The 16367-nt window shown below is 59.0% G+C and carries 15 protein-coding genes; 3 read left to right on the top strand and 12 right to left on the bottom strand.

All coding sequences use genetic code 11. The features are described 5' to 3' along the window. Nucleotide 1: 1 nt before the first annotated feature. The 6 genes from phnY to phnS form a co-directional block, all read right to left on the bottom strand. Nucleotides 2-1456, bottom strand: a complete 1455-nt coding sequence (phnY, locus tag ACRWA7_RS14895; RefSeq protein WP_438391645.1) for a phosphonoacetaldehyde dehydrogenase — start codon at nt 1454-1456, stop codon at nt 2-4. Beyond that, entirely contained in the window at nt 1453-2721 is a 1269-nt protein-coding gene (gene phnA / locus ACRWA7_RS14890) for a phosphonoacetate hydrolase (protein ID WP_438391644.1), read from the bottom strand. Before phnA ends, phnY begins: the two co-directional genes overlap by 4 nt. Before the next feature lie 140 nt (nt 2722-2861). Next, the gene (phnV, locus tag ACRWA7_RS14885; RefSeq protein WP_060818201.1) at nt 2862-3701 is read right to left on the bottom strand and encodes a 2-aminoethylphosphonate ABC transport system, membrane component PhnV; all 840 of its coding nucleotides are present in this window, start codon (nt 3699-3701) and stop codon (nt 2862-2864) included. Beyond that, nucleotides 3691-4590, bottom strand: a complete 900-nt coding sequence (locus ACRWA7_RS14880) for a 2-aminoethylphosphonate ABC transporter permease subunit (protein WP_438391643.1) — start codon at nt 4588-4590, stop codon at nt 3691-3693. Before ACRWA7_RS14880 ends, phnV begins: the two co-directional genes overlap by 11 nt. After that, nucleotides 4568-5656: a 2-aminoethylphosphonate ABC transport system ATP-binding subunit PhnT gene (gene phnT / locus ACRWA7_RS14875; RefSeq protein ID WP_438391642.1), complete on the bottom strand. Its 1089-nt coding sequence runs from the start codon at nt 5654-5656 to the stop codon at nt 4568-4570. Before phnT ends, ACRWA7_RS14880 begins: the two co-directional genes overlap by 23 nt. 39 nt (nt 5657-5695) lie before the next feature. After that, nucleotides 5696-6799, bottom strand: coding sequence for a 2-aminoethylphosphonate ABC transporter substrate-binding protein (gene phnS, locus ACRWA7_RS14870; protein WP_438391641.1), 1104 nt, complete (start codon nt 6797-6799; stop codon nt 5696-5698). Between the two features lie 270 nt (nt 6800-7069). On the opposite strand from phnS, the gene ACRWA7_RS14865 reads away from it, so the two are divergent. Continuing rightward, nucleotides 7070-8185, top strand: coding sequence for a 2-aminoethylphosphonate--pyruvate transaminase (locus tag ACRWA7_RS14865; protein ID WP_438391640.1), 1116 nt, complete (start codon nt 7070-7072; stop codon nt 8183-8185). Between the two features lie 40 nt (nt 8186-8225). On the opposite strand, the gene ACRWA7_RS14860 is transcribed toward ACRWA7_RS14865, so the two are convergent. After that, nucleotides 8226-8981 carry a DeoR/GlpR family DNA-binding transcription regulator gene (locus ACRWA7_RS14860; protein ID WP_438391639.1) on the bottom strand — a complete coding sequence of 252 codons (756 nt, stop codon included), beginning with the start codon at nt 8979-8981 and terminating at the stop codon, nt 8226-8228. Between the two features lie 208 nt (nt 8982-9189). Here ACRWA7_RS14860 and ACRWA7_RS14855 point away from each other — a divergent pair, with 208 nt between their 5' ends. After that, nucleotides 9190-9453, top strand: coding sequence for a hypothetical protein (locus tag ACRWA7_RS14855; protein ID WP_438391638.1), 264 nt, complete (start codon nt 9190-9192; stop codon nt 9451-9453). A 160-nt stretch (nt 9454-9613) separates the two neighbouring features. On the opposite strand, the gene ACRWA7_RS14850 is transcribed toward ACRWA7_RS14855, so the two are convergent. Then, nucleotides 9614-10096, bottom strand: coding sequence for an aconitase X swivel domain-containing protein (locus ACRWA7_RS14850; protein WP_438391637.1), 483 nt, complete (start codon nt 10094-10096; stop codon nt 9614-9616). Then, on the bottom strand, nt 10089-11336 hold the full coding sequence (locus tag ACRWA7_RS14845; RefSeq protein ID WP_438392807.1) for an aconitase X: 1248 nt from the start codon (nt 11334-11336) through the stop codon (nt 10089-10091). The genes ACRWA7_RS14850 and ACRWA7_RS14845 overlap by 8 nt, the downstream gene beginning before the upstream one ends. 420 nt (nt 11337-11756) lie before the next feature. Between ACRWA7_RS14845 and ACRWA7_RS14840 the strand changes: the two genes are divergently transcribed. After that, nucleotides 11757-12995: an amidohydrolase family protein gene (locus tag ACRWA7_RS14840; RefSeq protein WP_438391636.1), complete on the top strand. Its 1239-nt coding sequence runs from the start codon at nt 11757-11759 to the stop codon at nt 12993-12995. 140 nt (nt 12996-13135) lie between these two features. Here the strand turns inward: ACRWA7_RS14840 and ACRWA7_RS14835 are convergent, their stop codons facing one another. The 3 genes from ACRWA7_RS14835 to ACRWA7_RS14825 are packed head-to-tail and all read right to left on the bottom strand — an operon-like array spanning nt 13136 to nt 16249. Further along, nucleotides 13136-13954: a GntR family transcriptional regulator gene (locus ACRWA7_RS14835; RefSeq protein WP_341845203.1), complete on the bottom strand. Its 819-nt coding sequence runs from the start codon at nt 13952-13954 to the stop codon at nt 13136-13138. Beyond that, the gene (locus tag ACRWA7_RS14830) at nt 13955-15193 is read right to left on the bottom strand and encodes an amidohydrolase family protein (RefSeq protein ID WP_438391635.1); all 1239 of its coding nucleotides are present in this window, start codon (nt 15191-15193) and stop codon (nt 13955-13957) included. A 57-nt stretch (nt 15194-15250) separates the two neighbouring features. After that, nucleotides 15251-16249, bottom strand: a complete 999-nt coding sequence (locus ACRWA7_RS14825) for a 4-hydroxyproline epimerase (RefSeq protein WP_438391634.1) — start codon at nt 16247-16249, stop codon at nt 15251-15253. Nucleotides 16250-16367: the final 118 nt, after the last annotated feature.

Genomic DNA, 16367 nt, shown 5'->3' with positions numbered 1-16367 from the left:
GTTATTCCCATGGGAGCGAAAAGGTCTTGAGGCTCGTGAAGCTTTTCATGGCTTCCTGGACGCCTTCCTTGTAGCCGAGACCCGAGTCTTTTATACCGCCGAAAGGTGTCAGTTCTATGCGATAGCCGGGCACCTCCCACACGTTGACCGTTCCTACGCGCAGTTCATTCACGAAGCGCGTGATCAGGTCGGCGCGGTCGGTGCAGATACCGGATGACAAACCGAACGCGGTGCCGTTGCTGATGCGAATGGCGTCGTCGACCGTATCGAATTCGATGATCGGCGAGACAGGCCCGAAGGTTTCTTCGCTCACCAGCGTCATGGCGGGATCGACGCGATCCAGCAGCGTCGGCGAATACAGTGCGCCGTTGCGGCGGTTGCCGCAGAGCAGGCGCGCGCCCTGGCGCACGGCTTCGTTCACGCGCGTTTCGAACGATTGCGCGGCGGCCGCGTCGATCACCGTGCCCATCTGGTTGGCGGTGTCGAACGGATCGCCGTAGCTCCATGCGCGCGTTTTCTCAAACACACATTCCGTGAAGCGTGCGGCTATTCCCTTTTGCACCAGCATGCGCTTGACCGCCGTGCAGCGTTGGCCGGAGTTCTTGTATGAACCTTGCACCGCGAGCGTGGCGGCGCGTTCGACATCCGCGTCGTCAAGCACGATCAGCGGATCGTTGCCGCCCAGTTCGAGCACCACGCGCCGGTATCCCGCCTTGGCGGCAATCGCCTTGCCGATCGCCACGCCGCCGGTAAAGGTGACCAGTTCCGCATGCCGGTGCGTAACGAGTTCATTTGCTATCTCGCGCGGGTCTCCAGTCAGGACCTGCAGCATGGGTGCGGGCAGCCCCGCTTCGTAAAGCACGTCGGCGAAGTAGCACGCCGATAACGGCACCTTCTCCGATGGCTTCAGGATCACGCGATTGTTGGTCGCTATGGCAGGCGCTATCTTGTGCGCGACCTGGTTCATCGGATGGTTGAACGGCGTGATTGCAACAATGGTGCCAGCGAGCGGTTCGCGTTGCGAAAATACGCGCCGCGCCTTGCCATGCGGTGTGAGATCGCAGGAAAAGCTCTGGCCGTCATCGCGCAAGGCTTCCATCGCAGCGAATCTCAACACGTCGGCGACGCGGCCTATTTCATATCGCGAATCCTGTTTCGATAACCCCGCCTCCAGCGAAATCAGATCCGATGCTTCCTCGGTGCGCTCACGCATGAGTTGCGCTGCGCGTTCGAGGATTTGCGAGCGCTCGTAGCGCGTCAACGTCGCGCGGTATTTCGCGGCGTACTCGAAGGCATCGCGCACGTCTTGCACGCTTGCCATTGGCACCGTGCCAACCCGGGTATTCGTGTAGGGATCGAAGACATCGATAGTGCGTGTACGCGCTGCACATTCGCCCTTCAGGCGCAGTTTTTCCACACGCAACGCGTGCTGTTCGACCGCGAGAACGGCGCTCATGATTCGATCACCAGATGGTTGAGCGCAATGCTGAAGACATCGAAATTACGCAGCCGTTTTCCGTTGAGCCGCGATTCGAAACCATCGGTTTTTCGATTGAACAAGAGCGGCACTTCCTGCTCCGATACACCGCCATGCGAGCGCAATGGAACCGTGAGGCCGGACAGGTCGTGTTCCGCGCGACGCGTGCCGAGCGCCGTGTTGCGGCCGCTCACCACAACGAGGTCGCCCACGCGGTCGTTCGGCAGTTCGAAGCGCTCGCACGCGGCGGCGTTCTCCAGCACGATCTCGACGCCGGGCAATTGCGCAATGCGTTTTGCCAGCGCTTTTGCGTCGACGGAACGCGGCAGGTAGATGGTCGCGAACGAGCCGAGCGCGCCATGATGGACAACATACGGATCGGTGATCGGCAGGATCACGCGGGCATTGGGAACATCCGGCGTTTGATCGAGCCAGTCCTGCAGATACACCACGTTCGGCTCGCCCGTGGATGGATCGTGCTTCGCGTTCATGCCGTGGTCGGCTGTCAGACCGATTACCGCGCCAAGTGCGTTCAACCGCGCGAGGTAGCCGTCCATCATTGCGTAGAACGCGTTCGCGCCATCCGTGCCCGGCGCGAATTTATGCTGCACGTAATCGGTCGTGGAAAGATACATCAGGTCGATGTCGCGCGTCTCTGCAAGCCGCACGCCGGCTGCGAACACGAACTCCGAGAGCCCGGCGCTATAGACGTCGGGCACAGGCTTGCCGACGAGTTCCAGCACCTGGTCGATGCCATTTTCCGCCAGCGTCGCGGCGTCGGCTTTCTCGGCCGAGAAACAGATGCCGTCGAGTTGCCAGCCGAGCAAGCGCCGCAGCTTGTCCTTCGCCGTGACCACCGCGACCTTGTCGCCGCGTCGCGCTGCCGCCGCAAGAATGGTCCCGGCGCGAAGGTAGGCGGGATCGTTCATCATGACCTCGGCGCCCTTGCCGCCGTTCGCGTCGGGATCAAAAAAATAATTGCCGCAAATGCCGTGCACCGACGGCGGCACGCCCGTCACGATGGACAGGTTATTCGGGTTCGTGAACGACGGAATCACGCAATCGGCACGAAAAGCGGAACCGCCCGCGAGCATGGTGCCAATGAATGGCGCCACGCCCGCGGCGACCGCTGCTTCGAGATAGCCGTACTCGCAACCGTCGACACAGACAACAACCGTCAGCGCGCGCGCCGGGCCGTACACGCGGCCATTAACTTCAATAGACGTTTCGGTGAAAATGGACATGACGTTCCTTTTCAAGCGTGAACCGGTATTTTCCAATCCGGCACGATCTGCATATTTTGACGTATAATGCCAATATTTGCCACATTTTTCGGCGTGAGAAAATATCCTGCGCAAACAGGATAGTCATCAAAAAGCCGGGTTCAGGTCATGCGCCTGCGCGGCACCTTCGCTGCAATCAGCAACAGCGCAGCCAGCGAGACTGCCAGCAAGATCAACGAAAGCGCGGACGCGGGCAAGTAGTAACCGCGATTCACTTGCCCGACCACTACGATGGGAACCGTTGCAAATCCCGGCGGATAAACGGTCAGCGTTGCGCCAAGCTCACCCAGCGACAGCGCGAATCCAAGCGCGAGGCTTGCGCGAATTGCGGGCACGAGTTGAGGCAGGACTATGCGCGACAGCACCATGGAAGGCGGCGCGCCAAGACTCGCCGCAGCTTCGCGCAACACGGTGAGTTCGGGGCGCAGCGCAGCGGCCGCACATCTATAGCAAAATGGCAGCACCAGCGCCAACTGCACCAGCACCACGATTGCTGCGGACCCCGAAATATCCAGGGGCTTCTTGTGATAAGCAATCAGCACGGCCAGGCCGAGCACGACGCTCGGCACGCCGTTGGGCATCATTGCAATGGTGTCGACCCATGCACCCACGCCGCGGCGGTCGCGGCCTTCGAGCGCCAGCGCCAGCCAAAGACCCAGCACGGTGCCCAGCACCGCGACGCCAAAGCCGACTTCGAGGCTGGTCGTGAGGGCATCGAAATCGCTCGAGCCGAGACGTTCGAACCAGCGCATGCTGAAGCCATCGGGGAAGACCGTTCCCGACCAATGCGATGCCACGCTGGAAAGCGCCACCACGATCACGGGCAACACGAACAGCCAGAAACAAAGTAGCGCGGCAAAACCAGTGAAGATCCATGCGCCGATCCGCTTCAGCGAATGCGGCTTCGACGCGGTGACGGGCAGCGAAAATTCAGTTGCCATCGCGGCCTCCCGTACGCCGGTTCACGCGCCTGTAGAGCGCGTACAACGACAGCGACATCGCGAGCATGACCACCGCGCCGGCCGCTGCTGTGGGCAAGTCGAGATCGACGGTCGCCGAGCTGTAGATCGCCATCGGCAAGGTGATCAGATGCGCGCTGCCGAGCACGAGCAGAATGCCGAATTCGTTGAGCGTCAGCAGGAAACACAGGATGGTGCCCGCCGCGATACCGGGCCATGCCAGCGGCAGAATCACCTTGAACGCGACCATCGATCCGCTTGCGCCGAGGCTTTTAGCGGCTTCTATCAGGCGCATGTCGAGTGTCGCAAACGACGCAAGCGTCGGCCGCACCACGAACGGCGCGTAGAACACGACCTCGGCCAGAATGACGCCGCCAATGCCGAACAGAAAGTCGAGCGGCGGATTCTGCAAGTTGAACAGGCGCTGCAAGCCGATGCTCACCGACCCTTGCGATCCATATAAAAAGATCAGCGTGAACGCGACCAGGAACGAGGGGAACGCCACGAATAATTCGAGAAAACGCGTGATCAGTTTCGCGCCTGGAAAAGGCTTGAAAAACAGCATCGATGCAAGCACGACGCCAAGCAGAGACGCGAGCGTGGCGCTGGCAAAGAGGATTCCAAGCGTCGTGCCGATCACGCCGCTGGTTTCAGGATTGGTGAAGAACGCGGTGTACGCATGCAGGCTCAAGCCGTGTTTGCCGGTCACGCTCAGCCACAGCAATTGCATGAGCGGATAGATCACCAGCGGCCCGAGCACGACTACTAGAATGAACCACAACTGCCACTGCGCCCTTCGTTCGCGGCGACGTTTGGCAACGACGTGCGCGGCGGCGTCGGCTATGGGTTCACTCGCTGATAAGGACGACATCGTCAACCTCGTGGCGTAGTGAAACACGTGCGCCCTTCTCGGGCATCGGGCCATGCGAGCGCTGCATGGCAATCAACACGGGCTGGTTGGGCAACGCGTCGAGCATGACGGAAACCGACAGCGCCGCGCCATACCATTCAACCGAAAAAATCGTGCCGTGCAGTTGCGCGCTGCCAAGCGGCACGATCGACAAACACTCGGGACGGATGCAAGCAAGCTTGCCGCGTTCGTCATGCCGGGCGTCGCCGATGGGAAACATGATCGACGGCGGCAACAGGTTCGCCGCGCCGAGGTAGCGCGCGACGAACGCGTCTTTCGGGTTGTCGTAGAGTTCGCGCGGCGTGCCGAGTTGCGCAATGCGGCCATCGCGCATCAGCAACGTGCGGTCCGAGAGCACGAGCGCGTCGTCCTGATCGTGCGTGACGCAGACAATGGTCAGGTTTGGCAAACGCTCGTGCAACGCCTTGAGCTCGCTGCGAACCGAGGCACGCAGGTTGGCATCGAGCGCGGAAAGCGGTTCGTCAAGCAGCAGCACGTCAGGCTCGACCACCAGCGCGCGCGCCAGCGCCACGCGCTGCTGCATGCCGCCCGAAAGCTGCGCCGGCATCACATGCCCTGCATCGCCAAGCTGCACGAGCTTGAGCGCGTCCGCCACGCGCCGCGCGATCTCGCCTGCTTTCAGACGCCGCGCCCGCAAGCCGAACGCGACGTTATCGAACACCGAGAGATGCGGAAACAGCGCATAGCTTTGAAACAGCAGCCCCAGATTGCGCTTGAACGGCGGCACGTGCGTGAGATCACGCCCCGCCACAGTCAGCCGGCCCGCGAGCCCGTCCGCTTCCACAAACCCCGCAATGAACCTCAGCAACGTCGTCTTGCCGCAACCGCTGCGACCGAGCACGGTCAGCAATTCACCCCGCTCGATAGTCAGCGAGAGATCATCGAGCACCGTGCGCGCGCCGAAGCGCACGCTCAGCCGGTCGATATGCACGCCGCCCGGCGCGGGCTTGATCGAGTCGGCTGCGGCGGTTTCACGGGTGGCCGGAGCCAGCGTCAAAGTGTTCACGGTTCGCATCCCTGTGAGCGTCGAAAAGAACGCAAGCGCTTAGGACTTCGGCTTGACCACGTCGAGCTGCTTGCCCGAATTGCCGATCACATCGTTCTTCCAGCGCGTGGTCCATGCTTCTTTCTTTGCCATGACCTGGTTCCAGTCCACCGGAATCAGCTTCACGCCCGCGATGGCCTGCTTGACCGCCTCGCCGTTCTTGCCCGCGAGCGGCACGTCGGTGCGGCCCGGAATGCCGTAGATGTCCGGCACCTTCGCCTGCACTTCCTTCGACATCAGATAGTCCACCAGCTTCTTGCCTTCAGCCTGGTTCGGTCCGCCCTTGATCAGGCCAATGGCGTAGGGCAACTGAAACGTGGTCGGTGCTTCGCCGGCCTTGGCCGAGAGGAAAATCGGCTTGAGCGAGAGGCCGCCATTGGTGGCGTCGTCCAGATCCATCTGCAGGTCGCCGTTGGCGAACGAGATTTCATTGCGCGAGAGCAAAACGTCGAGATAACCCGTGCCTTTCGTATGGAATTTCGCGCTCTTCTCGAGATCGGTCAGATAGGCAAAGGCCTTGTCCTCACCCATCAACGCGCTCGTCAGGATGATCACGGCCATGCCGTCGCCCGCTGTCGCGGGATTCGAATAGGCTACCTTGCCGCTGAAATCGGGATGCAGCAGATCGCCGAACGTCTTCGGCGCCGTCTTGGTGATTTCGGGGTTGATCGCGAACGAAAAATAGTTGTTCACGAAGGTGGCCCATGCACCATCCGGTGCCTTCGCGATTGCTGGCACGTTCTTGTAGTTCACGCTCTGATACGGCTGCAGCAAGCCGCTTTGCGATGCCTGCTGAATGAACGGCGGCAGTGTCACGAGCACATCCGCCTTGGGCGAATCCTTCTCCACCTGCGCACGATTCACTACTTCCCCGCTGCCCGCCGTGACGATGTTGACCTTCACGCCTTCCTTCTTTTCGAAAGCCGGCAAGACGTCCTTGTACAGGTTCTCCAGGCCATCGGCGGTGTACAGCACGACTGCGTCGGCGGCGTGCGCCTGCATGGCTGCCATGCTTGTGAGCGCGGCCACGGCCAGCGCCGGCAGCACGCGCGACGCGGCGAAACCTGAAGCCAGGCGAGCTGCGGAAAAGCGATTTCTTGTCATGTTGCAAGTTCTCCGGGAAGGCGAATTCAACCAGGTGGCGTGAGGACGGACGCACGGTTTTTCCAGGTCGCTTGCGTCCTTTGCGTCCGATGATTCATTGGCGCGGAGCCCGTTTCCGAGGCCCTCCGCAGCCGATCGAAGCATCGCAGAACTTCATGACAGCACCATGACGATGCCACATTATTCCAATAAAGAACACATTTCGCCAATATTCGGCTTAGACTCCGGGTTGAACGATTAGCGTCCTTATGAAACCGACTGGAGAAGAACGTGATCAACGGAAGTGATCCGATATTGCTGACACCCGGCCCATTGACGACCTCGCCCGCCACCCGGCAGGCCATGTTGCGCGATTGGGGATCGTGGGATGCGGCTTTCAACCAGATGACAAACACGATCTGCGTTGATCTGCTCGCCATCGTGTCTGGTCAAAAAGATTTTGTATGCGTACCCATGCAGGGAAGCGGCACGTTTTCGGTGGAAGCCGCGCTGGGTTCGCTCGTGCCACACGAAGCCGTGGTGCTCGTGCCGAACAACGGCGCGTATTGCATGCGCATCCTGAAGATTCTCGGCCGGCTCGGCGTGGCGGCAATCGAGCTGAACTTGCGCGACGACGAACTGGCGAGCGTCGAACGTATAGAAGACATGTTTTTGCGCGAGCCGCGCATCACGCACGTGGCGCAGGTGCATCTGGAGACAAGCGCGGGCTTGCTGAATCCGCTGGAAGACATTGCCGCGTTGTGCGCGCGTTTTGACAAACGCCTGATCGTCGATGCAATGAGTTCGCTCGGCGCATTGCCTATCGATGTGTCGAAAGGCGGTATAGATGCGGTGATTTCAGCGAGCGGCAAATGCCTCGAAGGCGTGCCGGGAATGGGCTTCGTGATCGTGCGGCGGAGCTTGCTGGAAGCATCGGAAGGCATTTCGCGCTCCCTCGCGCTCGATCTCCACGATCAGTATGCATACATGCTGAAGACCTCGCAATGGCGCTTCACGCCGCCCACGCACGTGGTCGCCGCGTTGCGCGCCGCGCTCGATCAGTTCATTGCCGAAGGTGGACAAGCCGCGCGCGGCGCGCGGTATCGCGGGAATTGCGCGACGTTGATCGACGCGATGGCGGCACTTGGATTCAAGCCGTTCCTGGACGCTTCGGTGCAGGCGCCGGTGATCGTCGCGTTTCATGCGCCGCGCGATCCGGCCTACGATTTCAAGCGTTTTTATGAAGCCGTGCGCGATGCAGGTTACGTGCTGTATCCGGGCAAGCTTACGGAAGTGGAGACGTTTCGCGTGGGTTGCATTGGCGCAATCGATGCCAACGAAATGCATAACGCCGCGGCTGCGATCGGCCGTGCGTTGAACGCGCTGCACGTGCGGCTTGCGGCATAAAACATAGGCATAGAGCAAGCCATTCATGCCGCATATGCAATCAGGCGATCACCAGTTCCGGCCCGCGAGCGGCGATTGCCTTGCGCAACGTTTTATCGGGCGCGAGTTCGGTGATCAGATACCGGGCTTTCTCGAAACCGCGGATGCGCACCGGCGTGACGTTGCCGAACTTCGAATGATCCGCGACGATCACAGCGGCGCTCGCCGCCACGATCATGCGGCTGCGCACTTCGGCGGCGAGACGCGAATAGTCGGTCAGGAATGCGTCGGGCGTGATTGCGCCCGCGCCCACGAACGCAAAGTCCACGTGGTATTGCGAAAGCTGCTGAACGGTATCGAGACCGAGCACGGCGTCTTCATGATCCAGCAGTTCGCCGCCAAGCAGCGTGATCTTGTTGTCATTGCGCCGCCCAAGCAGCATCGCGATGCGCCAGTCATTGGTATAGACCGTCAAGCGATGCCGGTCGCCGAGCGCACGCGCGACCGCCTGTGTCGTGCTGCCCGAATCGATGATCACCGACGCGCCGTCTGGCACGAACTGCGCGGCGCGCTCGCCGATTGCGCGCTTGGCGGAAGCGTTCGCCGCTTCGCGCACGTCGAGGTCAGCCTCCCGGCGGTCGTTGGACAGCGCGCCGCCATGAGTGGTCGCAATCAGGCCGCGAACGGCCAGCGCGTTGAGGTCGCGCCGGATGGTTTCACGCGATACGTCGAGCGCGCGCACGAGTTCGGCGACGGACAGCGCGCCGTTCTTCGACAACTCCGACAAGATGTATTGATGACGTTGTTCGGCAAGCATTGACAGCTCTTCCTTCATCATCCCGCGAGAGGCTCGACTCGCAGGGCAGTTTTGATTAGATGCCCTTTAGATTTAAATCGCCTGCCGGCCTGTAATGGCTGCGACGCCGGAATCATACACGGTGCGAAAACTATGTGAGGATTTCCCCACGGGGCACGTTGAACGGGTCCGCGATTCGTTTGGCGCCGCGCAGCCGCGTCGGCGCATCATGACAAAGATCGGCCCAATTGCTGGTTTGCCGGCCGCCTCGATCATGCGAAAACCGGCGTTTGATCTTCTCAATGGGGAGCGGCAGGTCATGTGCGGCAAACTGAAAAGCGTGGGGCGAAAACGCGACGGAAAGTTGGAGAACGTCAAGCGGGTCAATGCACGAAACCACAACAACTGCGTTATCCGTCTTGAATTCCCGCAACAGCACGCGCCCCGGCAAGACGCTAGCCGGCCCCAAATCAGGCCTTTACCTCCCAATTGAAGCGGTCGATGTACCCTTGACGCAAACGCGCAAGCCTGACTTAGTCGATGGATTTGAACGTGTCGAGTTCCGCAGCGCTCCGAGCGTAATGCAGCAATCCATTTGAGAGGAGATTAAGCGCTCGCGAAGAATGTGTGGGCTCGACCGTTCATAAGGTGTGTCATTCGTCGAGAAAAACCTGCGCGCCGCCCCCTTCAGCCGCCTCGATGCGCAGTGCTCCCTTGGAGTCCGCAATCCGGTCGAAGTCATTCGGCGCGAGACAGACGACGGGTACCACTAGCCCATAGAGCTCAGCCGCGACAATCGCACCTATTGCGATGATCAAATCCCGTTCCCCAAGCACGATTCCAACAGGCCCTGTTCCGTTTCGTATCGCCTCTGCAAGTACGCTGCTGCTGGAACTGGAACCTTTGGCGCGCGCCATGATCATGATTTTCCCTGCGAGACTTTCTCCGCATTGTGGATGTGTCCGGTCGATGATCGTGGCGGCGTTGCAGTCATATCCGCCCCAAAAACTCAAGGGCTTTTCCAGCACTATTTTGTCGGCGCTGGCGACGCCGGGAATCAGGACGTCGCCAAACAGAGATTCCCCTGCCTGTAGATGGGTACTATCCGAAACCGAAACAGGCGGATGCTTAGCCATGGGAAATTACCTTTCCTTTGAAAGCCGATTGCACGCATTCGCTCATGCTTCCATATGCGACACTGACGCCGATGTTCGCTGGCGCATACGACGCCCATTTACCTGAATTGGTCATCACAAGTCCGGTCAGTTTTTTCATGACAGGCGTGATGTACGTGCATGTATCGACGACGATCTGAATGCCACGCTCCTCGAATTTTCTTGCCAGTCCAATCTCGTTCAATTCCCAAAGAATAAACCGGCTTGTATTTACGTAGAAGTCAGTCTTTGGGCGCCCTTCGTGGCGATCGAGCAGATGGCCTAGTTGATGAAACTCAGCCAGAGAGAAATGAGGAGTTCCAAGCGAAACAGCGACGAGATCATCGCCTTCGCGTCCTCCATTGAGCGCTTTTCGTATTTCATCGAGGTCCGAGAACGAAACGCTCACGCTTTTTAGCGGCGCGCGGTTTTGCAGCGCAGCTTCAAGCGTCGGCGCTTCCGGCGTGATACCGACAGCGTGAAACAATGCAACCGAGCCGCTTGATGCCGCCGCCGCACCGAGCGCTTTCAATTCGTCCTCGGTCGTGTCTTCGGGAAGGCCGACAATAACCGGAACAAATGCACCCGCGACCTTTCCGACAAAGAGCCCAAGCGCTGCAAAGTAGATATCGCGCGAAGTCACACGCCTGAAGTCCGTCAGTTCAAAAACGATTTGTCCCGCGCGGTTTGCTTCGACATGCAGACCAGCGTACGGTGCGCGACCCGTGATGGCAGCCGCCAGGTCGAGAAAATCGCCGTAACGGCTGGTCCGCGCACCAAGCACGGAATTGGCGAAAACGATCGCATTGGATTCCGCCCACGCAATCTGTTGTCCTTTCCCTGGCCGGTTTTTCGCTTGATACGGCGCGCAAGTAAAGGTCGGTTCACATCCAAGCAGAAGATGTGCGTCCATCAACCTTTGTGCATCGCGCTGGATAGAAGGGTCACCGTGGTAGAGCTCAGGATGAATCAGGTCCAGCGAACCGACGTTCAGGGTGGTGGGCACCGCAACCCTCGCACCCGTACCCACGAAGAATTCGACGAAATCAAGGCTTGCCTGTCCGTGATAAAGGCAACCGTCGATATGGGCCGACGTAATGTCGATCAATTGATTCGCGACCATGACCTCGGCAGTACGCTTGACAATACGCATTGCGCGCGCCGCGCCCTCTCCCAACTCGCCATTCAACATCGCGTTATCGCGCTCGTTCAACTGCAACATCTGATGTTCCTCACCCGTGCAAGAAAGTCCCAACTGGACTCCAGCTAAAACGTTTAGCCGGAAATCACGAGCACTCATATTGACTTCAATGAAATCCAAATTCAAGTACATTTGGACCGCAGTACGTTTGTATTTTGAACGGACTTCTGATTGCTCACTGCATAGCCCTGAAGTTTTGAACTTGCTTGTTTGTTGATTCCCCATGGACTACGATTGGACCGGGATTCAATTGGTCATCGGCCTCTTGCACTTCTGTTCTGTTTGCAACCTGCAAGGGCTATGTCCGCCGGCATAGTGCCGGTTTTCCAGACAACGGACCGGTGCAATTACATTCAAGCCGGCCGCGTCAGATCTCTTCACATTGGTCCGTCGAGGCACCCTTGCGGGTCTCGGCAATCCGCATTCGCAACCAAGGAAACCATGCTCATTCTTTTTAAAAGTGCTCGCATAGTCGACGTCAATCACAATGAAGACGACCAACCGTACGACGTTTTGGTTGAAGACGGTGTCATTCGTGAAGTCGACACTCACGTTGGCGTCAGCTCGGAAGCAACGGTTCTCGACATAAAAGGTAAAACCTTGATGCCGGGGCTGATCGACTGTCATGTCCACGTAATGGCAAGCATGGCAAACCTTGGAACGAATGCAAAGCTCCCGAACGCCTTCGCATTGTTCCGCGCCATCCCAATCCTTCGTGGCATGCTGGAGCGGGGCTTCACGAGCGTTCGCGACGCAGGGGGCGCCGACTACGCGCTGGCTCAAGCCGTGGAAACAGGACTTGCGGAAGGCCCGCGTCTTTTTACTTCAGGCAAGGCAATTTCTCAAACCGGTGGCCACGCGGATTTCAGAGTCAGGTTAGACCACAGTCCCGATAACTGCCCGTGTTCGCAATACTACGGCGCGATCGGCCGCATAGTGGACGGCGTCGATGAGATTCGCCGGGCCATTCGGCAGGAAATGCGTCAGGGCGCCACGCAAATCAAGATCATGGCGTCTGGAGGCGTATCCTCGCCGAGCGATCCGATTGGCAATCTGCAATTCTCCGAGGACGAGATCCGCGCCGCAGTCGCGGAAGCACGGCAACACCAGACCTACGTCATGGCTCATGCCTATACGGCTCAGGCAATTAGGCGCGCGGTGGAATTCGGGGTTCGCACGATCGAACACGGCAACCTGGTCGACGACGAAACCGCGAAGGTAATGGCCGATCGAGGCGCCTTCGTGGTGCCGACTTTGATCACATACGAAGCGTGCAGGACTGACGGTGCGCAAGCGGGCTTTCCAGAGGATTCACTCGTAAAGAATGCTGCCGTGCTGCAGAAAGGGCTGGATTCGCTGGAAATCTACAAACGAAACAAGGTCAGGATGGCCTATGGTTCCGACCTTCTGGGCACGATGCATCAGCGCCAGAGCGAAGAACTCATGCTGCGAACCCGCGCGTTTTCGAACCACCAGGTAATCTGCCAGGCCACGTCGGTCGCAGCGGAGGTTTTAAACAAGGCACACGAGCTTGGCGTTGTGGCGGCTGGGGCCATCGCGGACTTGCTGGTTGTCAACGGAAATCCGCTGGCGGATATTGGAGTCCTGGGTCAGCAGGGCCGCCACCTCGATGTAATCATGAAACAGGGGCTGCTTTTCAAGAACCGTCTGGCCGCGTAAAGGACGCAAGAACCGCTGATTGCCGGGACGTTCCTGCGTTCTGGCAATCAAGATAGATCACAAAGAACAACCTGGCGCTAAAGCACAGGTTTTAGCAGCGCGAGACATAACGAAGAAATCAAGCCGCTTTTTTCGATTGCCTAGCGGATATTCTCAGCCTTCGCCATTACACCTTCGACAATTCCCACAATCTGCTGGCTTGCAATTTTCAGATGTGTCTCAAGCCGCTTGATTCCAAGCTTTACGTCGCGATTGCGGCACGCGTCGATGATATGCATGTGTTCTGTATGAGACTGCTCCCGAATAGGTACTTTGACTACCTGGAAGCGGAAATATCGATCACACCTGTCGTGTAATACACGTAGCATCTGCAGCGTGATTTCGCACCGGGCCGGCCGATAAAGCGTCTCATGAAGCTTCCAGTTCAACGAGCCCCATTCTCCGCCCGTCGCCTTGTCCATGTCCTTGACGATTCGCTCTGCCCGGTTGATTTCAGCATCCGTGATCAAAGGGATCGCCTCGGAGAAAACCCAGGGCTCGAGACGAAGCCGAATGTCAAACGTCTCACGCACTTCGTCAACCGACAACTCCTGAACGTAGGCACCCTTGTGCGGTACCACGTTCAGTAACCCTTCGGAGTGAAGCCGCGTGATCGCCTCGCGCACAGGCACCCTGCTCACGCCCAGTTCCTCAGCAAGGACTTCCTGCCTGAGAACACTGCCGGGCGAAATCCGGCCGCTCAGGATCATCTGGCGGATTTCATCAGTAACGAGTTCTACGGCGGTCGGCCGGATGATTTTTCGCGTTAGACGCCCAGCGAATTCAGGATCGGGAACATCCGTTGTCCTGGCAGGTTTTTTCTTCAGCGTTCCCGTGGTCATTGCGGACAGTCTTGTTGGAAAATGGATGTCTTGAATGTACCATAGATCGGCTTTCGTATCCAAAATCCAATCTGCCATTCATGCGAACGCGCTGCGTATCCAGACTCCGTCTTTCATGACCCCTGCAATGCCTTCCCCCTGATTCGAAATCAGAACGCTGATGTCGTCCAGAGGATCGCCATCCACAACCAGCAGGTCCGCGAAAGCGCCTTTCGCCACGATTCCAAGCTTGCCTTCCATTCCGACAATTTCAGCGCCGATCTTCGTGGCCTGGCAAATGGTCTCAAACGCGCCGACGATAGCCGATCGAATCGACAATTCATCGCTTTGAAACTGATGCATGTCACCCAGCAGGTCCGTTCCCAAACCGATTTTGACCCCATGGCGCTTGAGAATACCGAGCGCTCGCAAGCCCTGCGTGCGCACGTCTTCATTTTTCTTCAACGCACTCTCGGATACTCCTGCCCGGGCGCCGACCTTGCTCATCGCGTCGTACGTCACTAGCGTCGGCACCGCGTAAGCGTTGTGCTTCGCCATGACAGCCGCGGCTTCGTCGTCAATCAGATTTCCATGCTCGATCGTGCGAACGCCCAGCTCGACCACGCGCCTGATCGCGGCGCCGGTGTAGGCATGCGCCATCACGTAGGTTTGATGCGAATGGGCCTCTTCGACGGCGGCCTTGATTTCATCGACGGAAAACTGAAAATTGCCGATGGGATCCGTTGGTGACGCCACGCCCCCCGACGCCATGATCTTGACGTGATTGGCGCCTGCGCGCATTTCCTCCCTCACTGCTTTGCGCATCTCGTCGACGCCATCCACGATCCGGCCAATCGCGCCAAGGTTGCGGCTGCAGCCGCACGGATCCGGGTCGGAGTTGTCGAATCGTTCGCGGAAGTCGCCGTGTCCGCCCGTCTGGGACAACGCCTTCCCGGCAATGAACAAGCGGGGACCCGCTATGACGCCTTCGTCAATCGCTTTTGCGAGTGCGTAATCCGCACCGCCCGCGTCGCGCACGGTGGTGAACCCGCGATTGAGCATGCCTTCAAGGATGGGAACCGCCTTCAGGACAGCGAAGGTATTGGGCAAGCGGCTGTTCGATCCGAGATGAGCCACCGACGCAATCACATGCGCATGGCAGTCTATTAATCCAGGCATGACGGTGCGGCCGGCTACATCGATAATATCGGCCCCCGGTTGCGAAACCGGTTCACGCGACACGTCCGTGATCAGATTTCCCTCGATCACAATTGAATAAAGACTTAGGTCGGATTCGTGATTCGCATCCAGAACCCGCGCGTTTTTCAGAATGATCATTCCCTGTCCCAGTGAAATATGACCGCTGAGTTCCTGGCGAACGCAGCGCTGTGGATATCATTTGAGCAAAAAGCCTTTCGCAAGCGGATCCCGGTCATCGACGAAGATCGTATTGAAACCCGTGACCCGAGCCCAGCCTTCAACGCTTGGAATGATCGCGTCATACTCGCCGACCTTCGTTGCTTGTGTAGCCACGCCATTGAACAGCGTGCCGATAATGCTCTCGTGGACAAACGTCTCCCCGAGCTTCAGCTTGCCCTTGGCCACGAGCTGCGCCATGCGGGCGGACGTGCCGGTTCCGCAAGGCGATCGATCGATGGCCTTGTCGCCATAGAACACGGCATTGCGTGCGCTTGCGCCGGCGACCGTCGGTTCGCCGCACCACATCACATGACTCAAGCCGTGGATCTCGGGTTGCTCCGGATGAACGAACGAATATTTCTCGTTGGCCTTCTTGCGCAGAATCGGACTAAGCCGCTGGATATCGCCTGGCCGCAACGTACGCATGTCGGCGAAATTTTCCTGCGGCTCGACAATCGCGTAGAAATTTCCCCCATACGCGACATCGAAGCGGATCTCGCCAAGCCCTTCCACATCAACGCTCAAAGCAGTCGAGTGGAGATACGACGGAACGTTGATCAACTGCACCGAAGCCACGTGGTCGCCGTCCAGCTTGTAGCGGGCGACCACGAGACCCGCGGGCGTATCGAGCCGGACGACGCCCGGCTCACGGGGACGCACCAGCCCGTTCTCGATCGCGGTGGTGACCGTGCCTATGGTGCCATGCCCGCACATGGGCAAGCAGCCGCTTACTTCAATGAACAGGATCGCAATGTCGCAATCCGGCCGCGTCGACGGATACAGAATGGAACCGGACATGACCTCGTGACCACGCGGTTCAAACATCAGGGCGGTCCGGATCCAGTCGAACTCGTGCTCGAAACAGGCGCGGCGCTCGATCATGTTCGCGCCCTGGAGCATGGGTGCTCCGCCCGCTACCACGCGTACGGGATTGCCACAAGTGTGGCCATCGATGCAAAAAAACTTGCTTCTCATGAATGACCTCGAATGCTCTCAAGCGCTTACCGGCTCTATTGGCGACGAGTCCAGACAGTCATTGCGATTTCCGCGAGGCATAGCCGGTTGCACCCCGAAACACAGGGGTCGATGAACG

The organism is Caballeronia sp. DA-9 (assembly GCF_051615025.1).
Classification (GTDB): domain Bacteria; phylum Pseudomonadota; class Gammaproteobacteria; order Burkholderiales; family Burkholderiaceae; genus Caballeronia; species Caballeronia sordidicola.
This window is presented reverse-complemented; position numbering and strand designations above follow the sequence as displayed.

Bases quoted from the DNA above. Each gene is read 5' to 3' on its own strand.
- phnY (WP_438391645.1), bottom strand. From the start codon at position 1,456: ATGAGCGCCGTTCTCGCGGTCGAACAGCACGCGTTGCGTGTGGAAAAA.
- phnA (WP_438391644.1), bottom strand. From the start codon at position 2,721: ATGTCCATTTTCACCGAAACGTCTATTGAAGTTAATGGCCGCGTGTAC.
- phnV (WP_060818201.1), bottom strand. From the start codon at position 3,701: ATGGCAACTGAATTTTCGCTGCCCGTCACCGCGTCGAAGCCGCATTCG.
- ACRWA7_RS14880 (WP_438391643.1), bottom strand. From the start codon at position 4,590: ATGTCGTCCTTATCAGCGAGTGAACCCATAGCCGACGCCGCCGCGCAC.
- phnS (WP_438391641.1), bottom strand. From the start codon at position 6,799: ATGACAAGAAATCGCTTTTCCGCAGCTCGCCTGGCTTCAGGTTTCGCC.
- ACRWA7_RS14860 (WP_438391639.1), bottom strand. From the start codon at position 8,981: ATGCTTGCCGAACAACGTCATCAATACATCTTGTCGGAGTTGTCGAAG.
- ACRWA7_RS14855 (WP_438391638.1), top strand. From the start codon at position 9,190: ATGACAAAGATCGGCCCAATTGCTGGTTTGCCGGCCGCCTCGATCATG.
- ACRWA7_RS14850 (WP_438391637.1), bottom strand. From the start codon at position 10,096: ATGGCTAAGCATCCGCCTGTTTCGGTTTCGGATAGTACCCATCTACAG.
- ACRWA7_RS14845 (WP_438392807.1), bottom strand. From the start codon at position 11,336: ATGTTGCAGTTGAACGAGCGCGATAACGCGATGTTGAATGGCGAGTTG.
- ACRWA7_RS14840 (WP_438391636.1), top strand. From the start codon at position 11,757: ATGCTCATTCTTTTTAAAAGTGCTCGCATAGTCGACGTCAATCACAAT.
- ACRWA7_RS14835 (WP_341845203.1), bottom strand. From the start codon at position 13,954: ATGGCAGATTGGATTTTGGATACGAAAGCCGATCTATGGTACATTCAA.
- ACRWA7_RS14830 (WP_438391635.1), bottom strand. From the start codon at position 15,193: ATGATCATTCTGAAAAACGCGCGGGTTCTGGATGCGAATCACGAATCC.
- ACRWA7_RS14825 (WP_438391634.1), bottom strand. From the start codon at position 16,249: ATGAGAAGCAAGTTTTTTTGCATCGATGGCCACACTTGTGGCAATCCC.